We start from the raw sequence: 17,374 nt of genomic DNA, 5'->3' as shown, positions 1-17,374 counted from the left end.
CATCGCAGGAGATTTGCGCCCATGGCTTTTTTTATTGCCTCGCATGCTCCTCTTGTGTGAAGGATCACATTTCAACAGAGAGGAATAGCAAGGATACCATATGCCGGAAAGCAGCGAGGATATTCAAAATATGGAGGAGGCCGCCCTTCTCCCACCTACTCCCGAAGAAGCCCTTGTTTCTTCGCACGACTCTCATAAAGTACTTCGTTCACGCGATTTTCGCCTCTTGATTATTGGCTCCTTCCTGGCCTCTTTTGGCCAGCAGATGGTGACCGTCGCCATTGGCTGGGAATTATATGATCGTACCGGTTCCGCCCTCGTTCTTGGCGGCGTGGGACTGGCACAGATCATTCCCGTCATTGTGCTTTTCTTGCCCGCGGGCTATATTATCGACCGCTATAACCGCAAAGCGGTCCTCATTGCCAGTATCGCGCTTCAGATCCTGTCGATGCTCGGTCTGGCAACGCTGTCCTTCACGCACGGACCACTCCTGCTGGTCTACCTTTGTTTGCTCGCGCTTGGCACAGCTCAATGCTTCAGCCAGCCGGTCAGCCAGGTCTTGCTGTCTCAGGTGGTCGATGTGGATGCGTTTGAAGACGCGACGAAGTGGCGCAGTAGCATCACACAATTATCAGCGGTCCTGGGGCCGGCCACAGGCGGCTTTTTGATCGGGCTCTTTAATGGATCTACCGATGTGTATATGATCAGCACGGTTCTCTCACTCATCTTTATCGTACTGCTGATATTCATGCGTCTCAAGCATCAGCAGGTGCGCAAGGCTGGTCGCCCGGCACCGGGTGAGCTACTGCAGGGGCTGCGTTTCCTGAAACAGACACAGGTCTTGTTGGCGGCCATTACGTTGGATCTGTTTGCGGTCCTGCTGGGCGGGGCAACATCGCTCTTGCCTATCTTCGCCAAAAGTATTTTGCATGTTGGGCCCTTCGGTCTGGGCTGGTTACAGGGAGCGGATTCTGTGGGGGCGGTCTGTATGGCGCTGCTGCTTGCCTATCGTCCACCTTTCAAACATGCCGGTCGGACCCTCTTGCTGGCCGTGGCTGGCTTTGGGGCCGCGACCATTGTGTTTGGCCTCTCGCACTGGTTCTGGCTCTCGCTGCTCGCGCTCTTTGTGCTTGGCGGTCTGGATAATATCAGTGTGGTGATTCGCTCGACGCTGGCCCTGGTCCGAACTCCCGATGAGATGCGTGGCCGTGTGGGCGCGGTCAGCTCACTCTTTGTGGGAACGTCAAATCAGCTTGGTGGCTTTGAATCAGGACTGACCGCGCAGGTGTTTGGTCCGATCGTTTCAGTAGTCGGCGGTGGTATCGGAACCATCCTGGTTGTGATCCTGGTCGCGAGCCTCTGGCCCGATATGCGCACCCTGCGCACCCTGCGCGCGGATCACAACCAGGATAATCACCACTGATGAACCCTATGTTGAGGCTCTACGGTAGCTACCTAAGGCCCATTTTTGCCTTGAGGGCAAGGATGCGCTGCACCGACTGATTCAGGCGATCCTGCGAGATGCGTCCCGATTGTACGGCCGAGGTCACGGCATTGACGACTGCCGCCAGGCGATCAGGTGCCATCGGACATTCAACGATATCGTTGCCCGCGAGGATAGCCTGGACAGTGGCCTCGGCGATCGCCTGCGAGGGATCGCTATATCCCTGCTTTTGCATGGCCTGGAGCAATCCGCCGGCCTCCATCTGGTCGGTCACGACGACGCCTTGATAGCCCAGCTGGCCGCGCAGAACCTGATTTATCAGGACTGGCGAGAGCGAAGCTGGTTTGTTTGCGTCATACGCGGGGACCATGACGTGCGTTGTCATGATCATTCCAGGTTGACGCGCTAGCAGGGCACGAAACGGTGCGAAATCGGTGGAATTGAGCTGGGCCTGGCTGTGCGTGATGGTTGCCAATCCATTGTCGGGATTGGCCGAGGCGGAGCCGAGGCCGGGCCAGTGCTTCAGCGTTCCCTGTACGCCGTTCTGCTGTAAGCCATCCAGAAACGCTCCTGCATATTTGGTGACATCACCGGGTGTCGAACCAAACATCCGGCTCTGATCAATGGCCCCTCCTTGATAGACATCAACCAGCGGAGCAAAATCGGTGTTGATGCCATTAGCCAGCATGCGCTGAGCAGCTTGACGCGCCTGGGCATACACCTTGTTTGTATCACCTGTCGCGGCCAGACTGCCGGGCGAAAGAGTGGACCCGTAATACGGGGCCAGCCGATCGACGGTTCCTCCCTCATCATCTGTTGCTACGATCAGCCGCTGGTTGGCATGTGCCTGCATGTCATGTACCAGTTGTGCCAATCCGCTCTGGGTACTCGGCATGAGTGCCCCGCCGTACTGGGTGAAGATGATGACGTTGGCGATATCCCATTGTTGCAACGGCTGATTCAACGCGGAATTATAGCCGTTGGTGTAGACGGGCAGCATGAGCAACTGACCGATCTTTTGCGTCTGAGTCATGTGGCTGATATACGCATTGAGACTCTGGTTCTGCTGCCCGCTGACCTGATTGGCAAGGGGAGCGTATGTCGATGATTGTGTGGAGGCTGCTTGATGAGCATGCACAGTCCCCAGGGCTGAAGACATTGGCCGCTCGGACGTGTTTGAGCTGTGCCATATCTGCCCAAACGTAAAAACACAGGCAATGCATAGCGCAAGGACCACGAGCATGGCGCTGAACAAGGAGCGTCGTAAGCTCCTGCCAGGAGTCCTTGACTGCTGTTGGTAAGGGAATATCATAAGGGATGCCTTTCATTTCCAGAAATCACTGTCTTTATCTCTATCTCTGCTACTTATTCCGCTTTACAATAAAGGCACAGACATCTTTTACCCGAAATACAGGAATAAGCACGCATCTCATCGGTTCACCTGTCGTGAGCCATCTCACATCTCTCTTGAAATGTGGGAAATATGAGGGCGTGTCATGTGCTCTCTGTTGATTGGTAAGGGGGTAATGGGCCACGATCAATGTGATGTTTATGGCCGCGCTGTCTCGCGTAAGGAGACAGGCATAGTATGGAGGTCCTACAGGGTCGGAAATATTGGCATCCCCTGCCTTGCTATCGTCCAGGGCACTGCCGCCAGCAAAGCCGTGCGCATAGTGAAACTATGTTGGCAGCGCTAGCCGCATTACAGCCAGGTTGACGATAGTATATCAAGAGCCCGCTAACGACATTTCTCATTACAAGCAGGCTGCGTTTCCCACCATAATATCATAACCATAGGTACAGTGTCACTACTGTTGACAGCACTCTTTCTTGCCGAGCAACTCCCCACCTTCCTCCGAACAGCGCTTTCCCCTCGTCACTGCCGCGTATCTACTTTCTCATTCACACACACTTGACATTGCCCATTGGATCAGATAAAATCATCTAAACATGACACATGACTCATATATCATCCAGTATATACAGCAGGAGAAACGAGCCATGACAACCAACCTCATCATTCCCGGTATTGCGCAGCACACAGTCAAAACAGACCGGTTAACCGTCGCCTATCTTGAAACTGGCACAGGACCCAACCCGATCGTGCTGGTACACGGGAACTGCTCTTCCTCTCTCTTCTTCCAGGATTTCATGCTCGAACTGGCGGCAACCAATCGCTATACCATCTATGCTCCTGACATGCGCGGGTATGGCGATAGCGAGGTTCTTCCACTCGATGCGACACGCGGTATTCAGGATTTTTCCGATGACCTGGATGCGTTTGTGCGCGCATTGAAGCTGCCTCCATTTCATCTCCTGGGATGGTCGCTGGGCGGGAATGTCGCAATGCAATATGCCATCGATTATCCGGGAACCCTGCGCTCATTGACACTGGAAGCGCCCGGTTCTCCCTTTGGCTTTGGGGGTACGAAAGAGGCCGATGGTATTCCTGTATGGCCAGATTACGCCGGCAGCGGTGGTGGTACCGCCAATCCAGGTTTCGTGCAGCGACTGCAACAGGCCGATCGTGGCAGTGATGACGTTTCACCCCGCACGACGATGAATACCTTTTATTTCAAACCGCCATTTCGAGTAGCTCCTGAACGTGAAGAGATCTTTGTCAGTTCCATCAATTCGACCCGCGTTACCCCCGGTAATTATCCGGGCGATTTCACCCCATCTCCTCACTGGCCCAACATGGCACCAGGCACACAGGGGGTCAATAATGCCCTCTCACCCAAATATCTCCACCAGGACAACTTCGCTCAGTGTCAGGTCAAGCCAGCGGTGCTCTGGCTCCACGGTGCGGATGACCAGATTGTCTCCGATACCTCCTTCTTCGACATAGGCTTTCTTGGGCAGATTGGGGCGGTCCCGGGTTGGCCCGGTGCTGAGCTATATCCACCACAACCAATGAAGACGCAGGTGCGCACCGTTCTGGATCGTTACAGCGCCAATGGCGGTCACTATAGAGAAGTTGCTTTGCCTGATTGCGGACACTCGCCGCACATCGAAAAGCAAGCAGAGGTCATAAACATCTTTACAGCGTTCGTGGATGAGCATTCTTGAAAACTCTTCCGGCTAAAGCCTGGGAAGTTCTGAGTAATCCTTCCACGCTTCCAACTATCCTCGTCGCTGGGCTCCCGATCCAGCGTGATCTGTTGCGGGAGCCCATACTTCGCCGATGTGCTCGCGAACGTGTGTAATGCTGTTTCCGCGATGGAATCGGAATGCACATGGGCATCGAACTGCTGCAATTTCTGCATTGTATTTTTATTTTTTTGCTTGATCTGTAGCGCTGCTATTTTTGAGTTGGGTCTGGAAATCATCAGCTTTCTGCTGGAGTACACTGATGAGCAAGTTGGGTGTCAGGCCGAAAATCGCTGCTACGATGATGCCCTGTAAATTACTATTGAGATTATAAATCTCACTCAGTATAAAGGAGCTTGGAACCGTTGATGCTTTGGTAAGCGTGAAAGAAAATATCGCAACAACCAAAACCCCACCAACAGCAGCCATACCGGAAAGGATAGGCGTAACGACGATGCGCGCTAAGGTAAGACCATAGTCGCTGATAGCTTGATCTGCTTGCGCTTCGGTATACAGCCGGCCAAAAAGTCCAACCATCGCCCCCACCAGATAATAGATGGTTGCCGCCTCGATCGAGGACGGTACTGCCCCCGCGACAATAGCAGCACAGAGCAGCGCGTATGTAAGTAGCCCGGTATAGAGCGTTATCCCTGTGAGCTGATTGCGCATACGAACTAGCCCTTCCCATAGGCCATCACGAAATTCATTGATAGTCTGTTTGACATTATGTATTGCATTCCGAGCCTCATGATCCATTTCCATATCATGTACTTTTACAGGCTCTGTAGCTCCACCATTGCTACCGCCATCATCTTGAGCAATGGTATCCATATATTGTATCGCCAATGGGCTCAGATTCTTGACAGCCAGTCTGAGTTTCGTGAGGGTAGCGTTTCGTGAGTCAATAGAGGAGCCCTCGAGACTTAGCTCATCATGGTAAGCTTCCCTGATCACCTCAAGGCGCGGCGCGATATCAATCATGGCTTCCTCAGCACGATGAATGAGATTCCATGCATTGAGATATCCCGTTCCCACTACCCAGCGCAAATCATGGTGATCCAGTTCTTCACGAATAGCATCAAGACTATCACTTACCTTTATAAAACTACTCTTACATTGAGAGGGGCGGTTACCTTGAGCCTCTTTTAATGCAGCGTAACTGGCTCGCAAGGCACGCTCATGGCTCTTGATGTGATGACTACTCAATGCATTTACATTATCGAATGTAGTGATGCGCATGAAAGGTATAGAGAATAACAACCACAGAAGAAGAGTGATTGCAAAGCCAGCGAGAATAGCTATCCAGCTATGAGGTGCCCAGGGTATCAAGCTGTATAACGGTTGCGGTATCGGTGAGAAGTAGAGGATTGCGGTGAGTATCGCCGCTGCGATAGTGACTGGAATGGTGCTTCCAGTGAGTACTAACGCGGCGGGATACAAGTTCTTTTTTTTCGTTCTTCCCCCACCCTCTCCAGGCTTTTGAGATGTAGCGCCGGGTTGTTGAGGTATAGGAACTTGTTGCTCTGCCACCTGTAACCTCCTGCTTCCTGCAAACTGCAATCTACATCGTCTTCATATACATTCCTGGGGACTCACTTTTTTTATATCCTGCTGAGCCCCCAGGAGTGCTATTTAATGCACTCGTTCTGCCAATGGTTTCCATAGTGCAAGTCCCAGCGGAGTAAGCGCTCGCGTTGTATGCAATGAGTCCTCCAGCTGCTTCAATTGAGGAAGTAAGTTCTTTTCTTGTTGATAGCAATATCCATCATCAGAAAGACCTTTTTCTTGACAAAGACGGTAGAATAGCAGAACGTTTGCAAAGGCATGATAGGCAAGAAGGATAGCTCTAATGGGCCGCCCTCGCTGTTTTATAGGGGAATAATACAGTGTGGAGTCCGAGCCATCGTCAACGTCGCCAACGCAAGAAAGCAAGTGAAAATACTGGTGAGTCGCCTCATGTACCAGCATTTCTGCCAGGGCTGCAAGCGGGGCGGGGAAAGAGATTGTTACTACACCTGGCCGATCTGCATAGCTACCGCTAAAAACGAAATCGTTCTTACTCTGCAGTGGAATAATGTAACGGACGACACACTCTACCCAGGGCAAATAGATGTCGGCGTGATCGCGGAGCAGCATAATAGCAGCCTGACACCTGTCTGGCACCTCATCTGGCGTAGGATTTTGTGCTAAGTTGCAGATAATATCATCAAATGTCGAATAGTTGAGTGCATTGAGATGTAGTACGTCTATACGCCGCTGGCCGGTGTTAATCTGTGGAAGCTGTTCGGCGTCTTCGCCATTCCAACCTTCGTTGTCTCGCCGAAATGTCACTTGCTTTTCTTCACCTTGATAACGTAATCGAATAGTTACCTGCCTGCTCTTACTTGAGACAGTGAGCCAGTCCGCAGTTGGCAAGAGCCATCTCCCCCACTTTAGTCGTGTGGGCGTAGTAAGCTGTAAGCTCCATTCATTCGTTAATTGGTTATTAGAAGAATACTGTAGTTGCAAAGCAAGTGCGGCTGCAGTGCGCACATAGTCGTTTTGGCTACCGGATATAAGTGCCTGCTTCACCTCCCCGAAGGCAAGATTCCAAACGGTATCGAACGTGGCCTTTTCGTGCTCAAGCCATGCTTCAAAAAAGGCAAGTAGCCCGCTACTTCTGCGTTGCAGATCTGCTCCAAACCGCGCAAGAAAGCGCCTACAGAGTTCTTGCGCGTAAGTGACCGTTATTATTTCTAAAAAGTCGTTGGAAAAGTTTTCCTGGGGACACGAAAAGCCCTGGTACAGACGATCCTCCCAACTCATATGATCACTCCTGTTGGCCGACTTCTTCCAGGCGGAAAATCACTTCATCTCAGGTTATCTACCAATTAGGGTTAGCAGGTATGGCGAGGCTGAAATACTTACCATCTTCACTCAACATGAGACCTGCCTGGCAAAATACATCCAGGGCACCTCGTATCTCATCCTGCGGGAAACGTTGCCCACGCGGTAAGCCTTCTAAATATTCTACTACTTGTGGAACGGTACGCATGGTCTCACTACAATACTCATACATGAGAGCCAGTGGACCTTCAAAAACAAATGGTATCATCTTGTCTATCCCACGATTATCATCGATAAACAAGGCATCATTGGTTCGCCTATAGGTCAGGGTATAAGATGAGCCTGCTTCCCATCGCCGTCGCCACTCTTTCACCCATTCGCACGTTTCATAGTGCACATCGTCATTGGTGGTATTATCCATCTGATAGTCGAAAAAGTAAGCTATCTTGTCAATTTCCACATATGCAGGGTAGACGTAGTTATAACTTGCCTCCGGTCGCACGTCATGAATTGGAAACGCGCCCTGCTCAGTGAAATATGGAGAGAACCGTTCTAGCCAGACACGGCTGGTACCTCCCGGAGGCTGCAAGTGAGGAATCAGCTTCAGTACCTCTAGTTCTCGCCGATAGTCTTCCTCTGTCTCACCGGGGAAGCCCCAGATGAGATTCCAGCTGACGCGAATCTGGTAGTAGCAACACCACTTGAGCAAACGAACGTTTTGAAGCATGGTACTCCCCTTTCGCATTAATTGGAGTACATGGCTGCTCATACTCTCGATACCAGGCTGAATCCATCGAAGGCCGCCACGGTAGAGCGTCTGAAGTTGTTCGCGAGAAAGATTGGCTTTGACCTCATAGAAAAACTGGTAATCGGTCTTTGCTTCTGAAATTACAGTGAAAAAATTCTTCACATACTTCATGTCGAGAATATTATCGGTCGCCCCAAAAAGGCTGATATGGTGCTTGCGGGTGAGTTCTGAGAGTTCAGTCAGGACATGCTCGGGGCTTTTAGATCGATAGGTTATGCCGAGTCCATTGAGGCCACAAAAAGTACAATGGTGCTTTTGTCCCCACCAGCAGCCGCGAGAAGTTTCAAATGGAATAATCCCATAAGGTTTTAGGCCAAGACGTTTGGTGCGCTCGAAATACTCGTCGTAATTTGGCACAGGTAGTATATCCATATTGCGCACTGGTGGCGCTTGACCATTGAACTGCACTTCTTCGTTTACTCTTCTCACGAGGCCGGGAAGATCCTTCGGCTGTTCATGAGCTGCCAGACAACGCAGAAGAGCAGGAAAGGCAATGTCGCCCTCACCTACTACTGCATAGTCAATAAATGGAAACGCCCGCACATACTCCGGACCCATCTCACCCTCCATATTAGCGCCTCCAAAGAGGATCTGTACCTCCGGATAGCATTCTTTGATGCGACGAGCAAGGGCCAGGCAAGCTACATGTTGTTGATGGGTAGAACTGAAGCCTACAACCTGGTAACGTCCCCAATCCACACTTGCCAGACAGTCCTCAATATAGCGCGGCAGGATTTCGTGACGCAGGGTACTGAGATAGCTAGTATCCTTGCCAACGCCCTTAAGCCACTCGGTTTCTTTCGGAAATGCCCTGAAGTATGCAGCATCATCTGCAGATACATCCTGCCCAAAGGCTGCAATCGAGAAGAGCCATTCACTGGTCAGGCAGCCGCGATGATCACAAAGGCCCTCATAAACTTCAGGATCTATCCGAACGGCCAGGTCCAGATTGAAATGAAGAGCATCGGTGGAAAACCCGGCTTGCTCTGCAATGGATGTGAGCAGGCCAATCTGGATAGAGGGTCGCTGAAAAGTGAGAAATGGCATACAGACAAGGGCGACACGGAATCCAGGAATAGGATTGGAGGACTGGAAGTTCGATATTTCTACTTGCATGGTTCCCTCATTGTAACAGTACTAAGTAGAACAGCATAAATTACTGAGGCTAATGCTACCACGCTGCGAACGAGATCAAGAGAAGCTACCATATCACAAAAAAGGCAAAAAACCATTTTGTACTTCATCTTTGAACTTTGCAGTGGTTCACTATATAAAAATATATCTATACCACGGAGAGAGGAAAAACTTCACTATTGTAACGGAAGCACTTCAATGGTTTCTAGTAAGGTTGGAATCATATCATAGTTTAAAATTATACATACATATTCAGTTTTGTCAAGCGATGTTTTGACTATATCAGGACCTTGACACAATATAATTTTTATGTTATCAAATATGCATTGAGTTCAATATGTTGCTCCCTGGCATTGGAAACTTGTAAGCAGACGTATACAAGATAAGACGCATAGAAGGGATAAAACTCTTTCCATGTGGCACTAAACCATTTCTCTTAAGCGTCGTAATCGATTAACTAGATCCATACTTGTCAGCATTTCCATTCACTTTGTATATAGGGGTCTTTTTGCTCCAAAAAAGGAAGGGAGAACCAGTATGTCTACTCAAGATCCTCAGCAAGGGAACACTCCATCGCAAGGGCCAGACGATGCTTCAGCGATCCAGGTCAATCTCCAGGGTATTGGTCTTGATCAGGATGCCATAGAACGTGTTCAGCAAGCTTTGAAGTCCGCGTTGGATAAGGAGCTTGCTGCGCAGCCTCAAGGTGCCGGGTTAAGTAGCGTCTTCGGCAAGGGAGAAGTATCATTTACTTCAGCACCTGAATTGTAAGATGATAACTTTTTCTCACGCCAATCGACACGCCAGCTAGCGGTGATATATGCACTGCTATGGGATGCAATATAAACTCATAATTGATCTTCTTACCGTATATATAGTTCAATTCTCTCTAATACGGTAATTTTTGCTCGGAGAATGTTTGCCTGCCGATAAGTCGGCAGGCAAACATTCTCTAGAAAGAGAATAAGAAAAAGTTCGCGGGCATGATCTCTCGATGTCACTGTAGTACATTAGCACTCTTCTTCGCGTTGGCCAATCGTTTTGCTGCTAAAGATATTTCCTTCATAGGTGAGCTGAACATATACGTCTATGCTACCGGGGAGGTCATACACAATGGATCCGTCTGGAAGTATCCTCAATGTGGTTGTTCTGAAGGTCGCGTCACGATGCAACCTCAATTGCTCTTATTGTTATGTATACAACAAAGCGGACGCAACCTGGAAGCAGCGCCCTGCTATTATGTCTGAATCTGTTTTTGAGGCTTCGTTGGAGCGTATCCGTCGGCACTGCTTATTTTCTGGACAAAAATCGATCACACTCCTGTTTCATGGAGGGGAACCTTCCCTGGTTGGAGTGAAACGTTTCGATGCCTGGTGTACTAAAGCGCGTCAATCATTGGAGGAGATAGTAGAAGTTCACTTCATGATTCAGACCAATGGGACACTGCTTAACCGGGCATGGGCAAAGGTGTTATTGAAACATCAGGTGCGGGTTGGTGTCAGTATGGACGGTCCTGAAGAGTTACATAACACCTATCGAGTAGATCACAAAGGGCAAGGTTCCTACGAGAATGTGGTGCGAGGCTTGAATGTGCTGCGAGAGGAGAATGTGCCGTTTGGCATCTTATCGGTCATTCAACTCGGAGCCGACCCACTTGTCATTCATCATCATTTCCTATCATTGGGGTGCAAGAGCATCAGCTATATTCTCCCTGATTTTACGCATGATACTATCTTGCCGATTCGCGAGCGTTATGGTCCGACTCCTTGTGCTGATTTTCTCATTCCTATTTTCGATGATTGGTGGTTCAACGGAACTCTAGAAGTGCGAATAAGAGATTTTTGGAATGTTGCCAGACTCATTATGGGAGGCGATAGCTTAACTGACTCTCTGGGAAATAATCCCTTCCATTTCATTTTTGTGGAGACGGACGGTAAAATCGAGGGGCTTGACGTTTTGCGCGTGTGTTCAGAGGGTATGACCAATACAACGTTAAATGTGCAGTACGCTGATTTTCGAGATATTGCGCAGGTAAGTGCGCTCCATACACGTGCGATATTCACGGGAATGCCTCTGCCTGAGGCTTGCTCTTCCTGTCCAGAACGGGACACTTGTAGTGGAGGGTATCTTCCTCACCGTTATTCAAAACAGCGAGGCTTCGATAATTCAAGTATCTGGTGTGCTGATCTGCTGCGGCTATTTGCCCATATACGCTCTCGCATGGGAGTTTCAATCGAAGAAACACAATTGCGTCGTCAAGTGCTACGTGAGAAGGCACTGAATCTAATCTAAGCATCGAAGAAAGGATAACCTGAACATGGATATTGAGCCTCTGCCTTCCGATCAGACAGATGACCGCTTCGGTGATGTTCCTTTGGACCCCTGGGGAGAACTCATTGATCCAGAGCCCGACGGGGCAGGACTGGCTGGCCCATTCCGCTATCCTGCAACATTGTGTGGTAATACCCCAAACTTCCAGGTGTATTACAATCCGAATCTGGATTCTGCTGGTGAGACACTTGCCAATAGGGTCCTGGCAACATGCGAGAAGGATTATCAAACTATCTCAGACTACTTTGGGAGCCTCACTCCACCAGGTTTCCCTTGCAACGTTATCGTTGCCTCGGAAATCACAGGAGCATGGCATGCTGATTGTAAAGCCACAGATATTTACTGTCAGGCGATAACCAAACCTGGTCTGGATATTGATGCTACTCCCTTCGCGCTTGCTGCTGAAGTCATCGAAGTGTTCTCGGCTGCACATGCCAGTGGCTGGGATTGTGAAACGAGTGCTGGTGAGGGGCTTTCGCGGGTTCTGGCAACCGAACTTTATCCGGCAGAACTGGGTATCTTCGCCACCGCTAATGTATGGCTGAATACACCATCACGTCCAGATTTTGTTAATGTGAACGATACTACAGATAGGCATCCAATCTCAATTGGGTGTTCAGTCTTATTCCTGAATTATTTGCGCTACCAACTAGAATTCACCTGGAAGGAGATCATTCAGGCGGGAGCCTCGACACTCACACAAACCTACCAGAACCTGATAAAATCGCGGGCCAATTTAACAGCATCGGATGATGTTTTTCAGCAATTTAAGGACCTTCTGCAAGCTTACTTCCCTGTAGGGACTCCAGCCAAACTAAAAAATGATAACCCGTTCCCGTTAGCAACTCCGGGGACGACTACAGTGACAGGTTCTTAGCTCGACTTTCTACATTACCCATGGGGAGGCGAAGCAGTCAGCATTGCTCAAAAGTTTTCCGCAGCTGCTTAAGCTTACGGTGAGTTAGCGAAGTAGTAACATCAGAGGGAGAAGCAGTTTGATTCCAACCCCTGTTCCAAAACGAAGTGAGGTCTCCAGAGAATATACATGGGATCTTGAAGGCATCTTTTCATGTGATGATGATTGGGAGCGCGATTTTCAGGCACTTGAGAAGCGTATTCCCGAATTCGAGATCCTCAATGGGATGCTTACTCAGAGTGGACAGATGTTGTTAGCGGTTTTACATGAACGTGATGAGTTGATTGCTGAAGTCGAACGCCTCCTCGTCTATGCTTCTATGCGCAGGGATGAGAACAATACACGGCGTCAGTATCCCCAGATGGTTGATCGTTCTATGCAACTATACGTTCGCATTACTACTATTGCTTCTTCTATTGAGCCAGAAATATTAGCGTTACCACAAACAACAATTCATCATTTTATAATGGAGACGCCGGGTCTGCAAATCTATGCCCATCAACTGCACGATTTGGATCGAAGGCGTCTCCATGTACGCTCATCTGAGGTAGAGGCTATCCTCGCTGAATTCGGCAAAACTACCGATGCTTCGGAAACCATTTTCACTATCATGGGTACCAGCGATTTACACCTACCCACGCTTTCAGATGAGGCTGGTAGACAGATCCTCTTAACGAAAGGAAACTACCAGATCTACCGACAAAGTGCCGACTCTCGTATCCGGCGACAGGCGTTTGAGAAAATGCATAGCGCATTTTACAACCATCGGCATGCTATGGCCGCTGTATTGGCATCTAAAGTAAAGAGCAATATCTTTTATGCTAGACAGCGGGGTTATGATTCTTGCTGTCAGCATGCTCTTGCGCGCTATAATATTCCTCTTTGCGTCTACGATAATCTGATCGATACTGTCAATAAACATATTCCATTACTTAATCGGTATATGAAATTGCGGAAGCGTCTGTTGGCACTCGATACATTACACATGTATGATTTATATGTCCCTATTATTACACCTCTTCATCAGCAAGAGATCAGCTACCAGCAGGCTTGTGATACGATCCTTGTAGCATTAGCACCGCTAGGAGAGCATTATATTAGCAATCTCAAGTCAGCAATCAAGGGGTGCTGGATCGATGTCTATGAGACGGCTGGCAAAAGCAGCGGAGCATATACTAGCGGAGCATATAGGTCTCATCCGTTTGTCTTCTTAAATTTCCAGAATGATTATGATAGTATGTACACCCTGGCACACGAACTCGGACATGCTCTACATGCCTTTTATAGTTGCGCCCACCAGCCCTATGTCTATAGTGCGCCTACCACTTTCCTGGCGGAAGTAGCATCGACATTGAATGAATACTTGCTAACCGAGCATCTACTCAAAACAACTTCTGATCCTACCAGGCGTCTGGCAGTCCTGAACCATTCACTAGAAAGGTTTCGAGGAATACTTTTCAGGCAAACCATGTTCGCGGAGTTTGAGCAACAGATTCATAGTCATGCAGAGCAGGGTGAACGCTTGACAGCAGATATGCTCTGTTCTTTGTACCACACACTCAACGAGAAGTACTATGGAGAAGAGGTCATTGTCGATGAATTGATCGATATTGAGTGGGCACGCATTCCTCATTTCTATCGTACCTTCTATGTCTACCAATATGCCACGGGCTTCTCTGCAGCTTCTGCTCTGGCCCAACAACTCCTCCGAGACGGAAAGCCAGCCGCTACGCGCTACATTGAGCTACTCTGCTCAGGCAGTAGTGATTACAGCATTGATCTCTTGAAGAACGCGGGGGTAGATATAACGTTACAGGAGACCATGCGCGGAGCGTTAACCCTCTGCGAGGCACATTTGTCACAATTGGAACAACTCATTCCGTAGCTGGTAAAAGAGATGCAGAGGTCGTGAACATCTTTACAGAGTTTGTGGATGAACATTCCTATTCAAGTGGGCCATAAAGAACAGCAATCGCCAGGATTTGTATGGTAGGCAAACGGTGGGGATGAGCTCATACAAAAAGGCGGAACCTGTACAATAAAGTGTACGAGGTTCCGCCTTCTCTCGCTTCGCAATAGGGCGTCTCTATTTAATCGAAACAACGCTGGAGGTACCGACCTGACTTAAGGGGTCTTCATCACCAGGTACACCGGGTGTAAATTTGACCTGGCTCACGAATATTACGAGCGCTAAAACGAAACACAATACTCCACCTATGGCTAGCGTTCGTTGGGCACCAATGATTCCTGAGACCCAGCCAGATGCCAGATTTCCAAATGGAGCAAGGCCAAAGATGATCAATGCCAGAATACTCAGCACGCGGCCCCTCATCTCTTCAGGCACTAATGTCTGCACTGCCGTATTGGCTATGGTAGAAGACATCACCATACACACGCCCACCAGGACCAATACACTACATGCAACCTGTATATTGTGCATCATCGAAAATGCGACGCAGGCCAGTCCACCGATCGCACAGGTCCAGACGAGCATGCGCGAGCCGTTTGCCATGCGACGGGTTAACATGACGACCAGTAATGAACCTACCAGGGCTCCCATACCAACTGCTGAGTTCAGTTCACCGAGACCAATGGCATTTGTGTGAAAAACGTCGCGCGCGAAAAGCGGGAGCAGTGCCGCGAAAGGATATACCAGGAAAGCGATCACCAGTTGCAGCAACAGGATCATTCTGAGCACTTTATGCTGCACCGTATATCTTAAACCTTCACTCAGATCCTTCAAGACGCGTTGTTTACCACTCGTCCGGCTGCTCTGCACCCCAAATTTCATGACCAGTAAGGGCACAATAACAAACACATAACTCAATGCGTTCAGATAGTACGCACCGGCAATGCCAACCAGTCCGATTGAGATGCCCCCCACAGCAGGACCAATGACCCGTGATAGATTAAACTGGACCGAGTTTAAGGCGATCCCCTGCTTCAAATCTTCCGCGGGCACCAGATCGCCGATGAAAGCCTGCCACGCTGGAAAACCAATACAGCTGAAGATGCCATTGAGTAACGCCAGTGCAATGATCTGCCAGACAGTAATCAGGTGCAGCGTGGTCAACACTCCCAGTAACAGTGCCGTTACCATATACACAATTTGCACCACAGTGATCAGCCAGCGGCGGTTCATGCGATCGACAATGACTCCACCAAATAATGAGAAGAGAATGTTTGGGGCCGTCGCGGCGAATACAACCAGGCCGAGCAACAGTGCAGAGTTGGTCATCTGCAATACCTGCCAGCCCTGCCCCACCGATTGAATCCAGAATCCCATGCTGGAGAGAAATGAGCCAAAGAGAAAGATACCAAATGTTTTATCAGTAAGAAGACGAAAAAAAGAGGGTGTTTGAAGGTGGCGTTTCACCATCAGCGCATTCACAGTAAAGAGGTCCTTCCCATATAGTAAAAAGCAGAGAATAAAAAGTGTGTTCTGTATAACTCAATGGAGGCACAGAACAACCCGGAGGCAGCACATGCGCGTATGATGGTGGGAAGGATGCGCGCTCACAATGCGCGAAGGATCCATATACATAAAAAAGCAGACATTGCTATAAGAGTTCACTAGAAAATGAAAAGCGTCACTGAACAGCCTTGTCCAGAACCAACCTCTCAACCCATGTTCCATCAGATACTATGAGAAATACAAAACGTGAATTTATAAAGAAAAGGTTTTCTCCTTTTATTTTAAGCATAATACTAAAGCGAACACAATGGATAATGTGCCTATAATAAATGCAATACTTATGTGTACGAAGTAATACATTGTTACGTGGAGTATCTACAAATGTCTTTTTTCATGCGTCACAATTATACATCTTCATGGGTAGAGCAACCTCTCGTCTTTTTGGCTATAAGAATCATACCTCAGAGCATGTCAAGTCCAGCCTCTCTGCCCAGGAGGGCATAGATGGCTGCTATATCTTGCTCACCCCTCCCTTCTTCCATAGCCTGCTCATAGTACCGGGTTGCCAGGGAGAAGAGCGGCGTTGGACAGCTATTGTTCCTGGCAAAAGCGCCGATCAGTTCGATGACTTCATGCATGGTCTGAATCGGTCCAGGGGCTGGAGGTAGATAATTCCCTCGCGCCATCATGAGAGCCCTGGTTGTAAAGGCGGTCGAACCTGCAATGCTGGGACTGATGACCTTCAACATCAGTTCTGGATCAAGGTTCGCTTTGGCACCCAGGACCATCGCTTCTGCCGCAGCCACATTGTGCACCGCCAGGAGTAAATTTGCGATGTATTTCATCTTCATACCCGCCCCAAAGGGACCCAGATAGAAGCTATTGCTGGCAATGGCCTCAAGCACAGGAAAACATTGTTCGTACACCGCTTTTTCCCCGCTGGCAAAAATGACAGCCTGTTTGGCCCCGGCCATCATAGGACTCCCGCTGATGGGGCAATCCAACATTTGAGCTTGCCTGGATTGGAGTTCCTGACGCTTCTGTTCCTTTACTTCAATGGTTGCTGTGCTCAAATCGATGACAACCAGGTTCTTATGCACGCCATGAATGAGTCCCGCTGGACCTGAAAAGGCATCGGAGAAGTCTTCTTCGTGTAAACAGGTGATGACAACATCGGAGCGCTCTGCTACCTCTCGGCATGAGCCCGCGGCCACGCCTCCTGAGTCAGTGAGGGTGTCCATGTTTCCACGGCGGTAGCCCATCACAGGCAATCCGGCTTCGATTACATTTTTTGCGATCGGAAGCCCCATTCTGCCAAGCCCAATAATGCCAACGTTCATACCTTTTCCCTTCTTCTTACCTGCTTCAGAAAACTCAACGCGTCTCTGTAAAGAGCTTCGGGGGCGGATA

Annotated in this window: 12 protein-coding genes; 6 read left to right on the top strand and 6 right to left on the bottom strand. The window is 49.3% G+C overall.

Annotation, left to right across the window (positions count from 1 at the left end):
- The first annotated feature begins 100 nt into the window (after nucleotides 1-100).
- Nucleotides 101-1,423, top strand: a complete 1,323-nt coding sequence (locus AABA21_RS12700) for an MFS transporter (protein WP_338250447.1) — start codon at nucleotides 101-103, stop codon at nucleotides 1,421-1,423.
- 28 nt (nucleotides 1,424-1,451) lie between these two features.
- Here the strand turns inward: AABA21_RS12700 and AABA21_RS12695 are convergent, their stop codons facing one another.
- On the bottom strand, nucleotides 1,452-2,603 hold the full coding sequence (locus AABA21_RS12695) for a glycoside hydrolase family 3 protein (protein WP_338250445.1): 1,152 nt from the start codon (nucleotides 2,601-2,603) through the stop codon (nucleotides 1,452-1,454).
- A gap of 842 nt (nucleotides 2,604-3,445) precedes the next feature.
- Here AABA21_RS12695 and AABA21_RS12690 point away from each other — a divergent pair.
- On the top strand, nucleotides 3,446-4,513 hold the full coding sequence (locus AABA21_RS12690; protein WP_338250443.1) for an alpha/beta hydrolase: 1,068 nt from the start codon (nucleotides 3,446-3,448) through the stop codon (nucleotides 4,511-4,513).
- 204 nt (nucleotides 4,514-4,717) lie between these two features.
- Here the strand turns inward: AABA21_RS12690 and AABA21_RS12685 are convergent, their stop codons facing one another.
- From AABA21_RS12685 to AABA21_RS12675, 3 genes are all read right to left on the bottom strand, one after another.
- Nucleotides 4,718-6,064, bottom strand: a complete 1,347-nt coding sequence (locus AABA21_RS12685) for a hypothetical protein (RefSeq protein ID WP_338250441.1) — start codon at nucleotides 6,062-6,064, stop codon at nucleotides 4,718-4,720.
- Nucleotides 6,065-6,166: 102 nt separating this feature from the next.
- Complete coding sequence (locus tag AABA21_RS12680; protein WP_338250438.1) at nucleotides 6,167-7,339, bottom strand: aKG-HExxH-type peptide beta-hydroxylase; 1,173 nt, start codon at nucleotides 7,337-7,339, stop codon at nucleotides 6,167-6,169.
- Between the two features lie 58 nt (nucleotides 7,340-7,397).
- Nucleotides 7,398-9,284, bottom strand: coding sequence for a RiPP maturation radical SAM C-methyltransferase (locus AABA21_RS12675; protein WP_338250437.1), 1,887 nt, complete (start codon nucleotides 9,282-9,284; stop codon nucleotides 7,398-7,400).
- A 555-nt stretch (nucleotides 9,285-9,839) separates the two neighbouring features.
- Between AABA21_RS12675 and AABA21_RS12670 the strand changes: the two genes are divergently transcribed.
- The 4 genes from AABA21_RS12670 to pepF all read left to right on the top strand — a co-directional run bounded on the left by AABA21_RS12670 (nucleotide 9,840) and on the right by pepF (nucleotide 14,434).
- A complete protein-coding gene (locus AABA21_RS12670) occupies nucleotides 9,840-10,073 on the top strand; it encodes a hypothetical protein (protein WP_338250434.1) in 234 nt (77 codons plus the stop codon).
- Between the two features lie 318 nt (nucleotides 10,074-10,391).
- A complete protein-coding gene (locus tag AABA21_RS12665) occupies nucleotides 10,392-11,594 on the top strand; it encodes a radical SAM protein (protein ID WP_338250432.1) in 1,203 nt (400 codons plus the stop codon).
- Nucleotides 11,595-11,619: 25 nt separating this feature from the next.
- Nucleotides 11,620-12,510 (top strand): hypothetical protein, encoded by an 891-nt coding sequence (locus AABA21_RS12660; RefSeq protein ID WP_338250429.1) that lies wholly within the window; start codon nucleotides 11,620-11,622, stop codon nucleotides 12,508-12,510.
- Nucleotides 12,511-12,628: 118 nt separating this feature from the next.
- The gene (pepF, locus tag AABA21_RS12655; protein ID WP_338250425.1) at nucleotides 12,629-14,434 is read left to right on the top strand and encodes an oligoendopeptidase F; all 1,806 of its coding nucleotides are present in this window, start codon (nucleotides 12,629-12,631) and stop codon (nucleotides 14,432-14,434) included.
- Between the two features lie 201 nt (nucleotides 14,435-14,635).
- Here pepF and AABA21_RS12650 read toward each other — a convergent pair whose 3' ends face one another.
- Nucleotides 14,636-15,940 carry an MFS transporter gene (locus AABA21_RS12650; RefSeq protein WP_338250423.1) on the bottom strand — a complete coding sequence of 435 codons (1,305 nt, stop codon included), beginning with the start codon at nucleotides 15,938-15,940 and terminating at the stop codon, nucleotides 14,636-14,638.
- A gap of 485 nt (nucleotides 15,941-16,425) precedes the next feature.
- Entirely contained in the window at nucleotides 16,426-17,373 is a 948-nt protein-coding gene (locus AABA21_RS12645) for an NAD(P)-dependent oxidoreductase (RefSeq protein WP_338251027.1), read from the bottom strand.
- Nucleotide 17,374 lies beyond the last annotated feature (1 nt).

It is taken from the genome of Dictyobacter halimunensis (assembly GCF_036245075.1).
The sequence above is the reverse complement of the archived record's forward strand: the minus strand, read 5'-3'. Positions and strand labels throughout refer to the sequence as shown.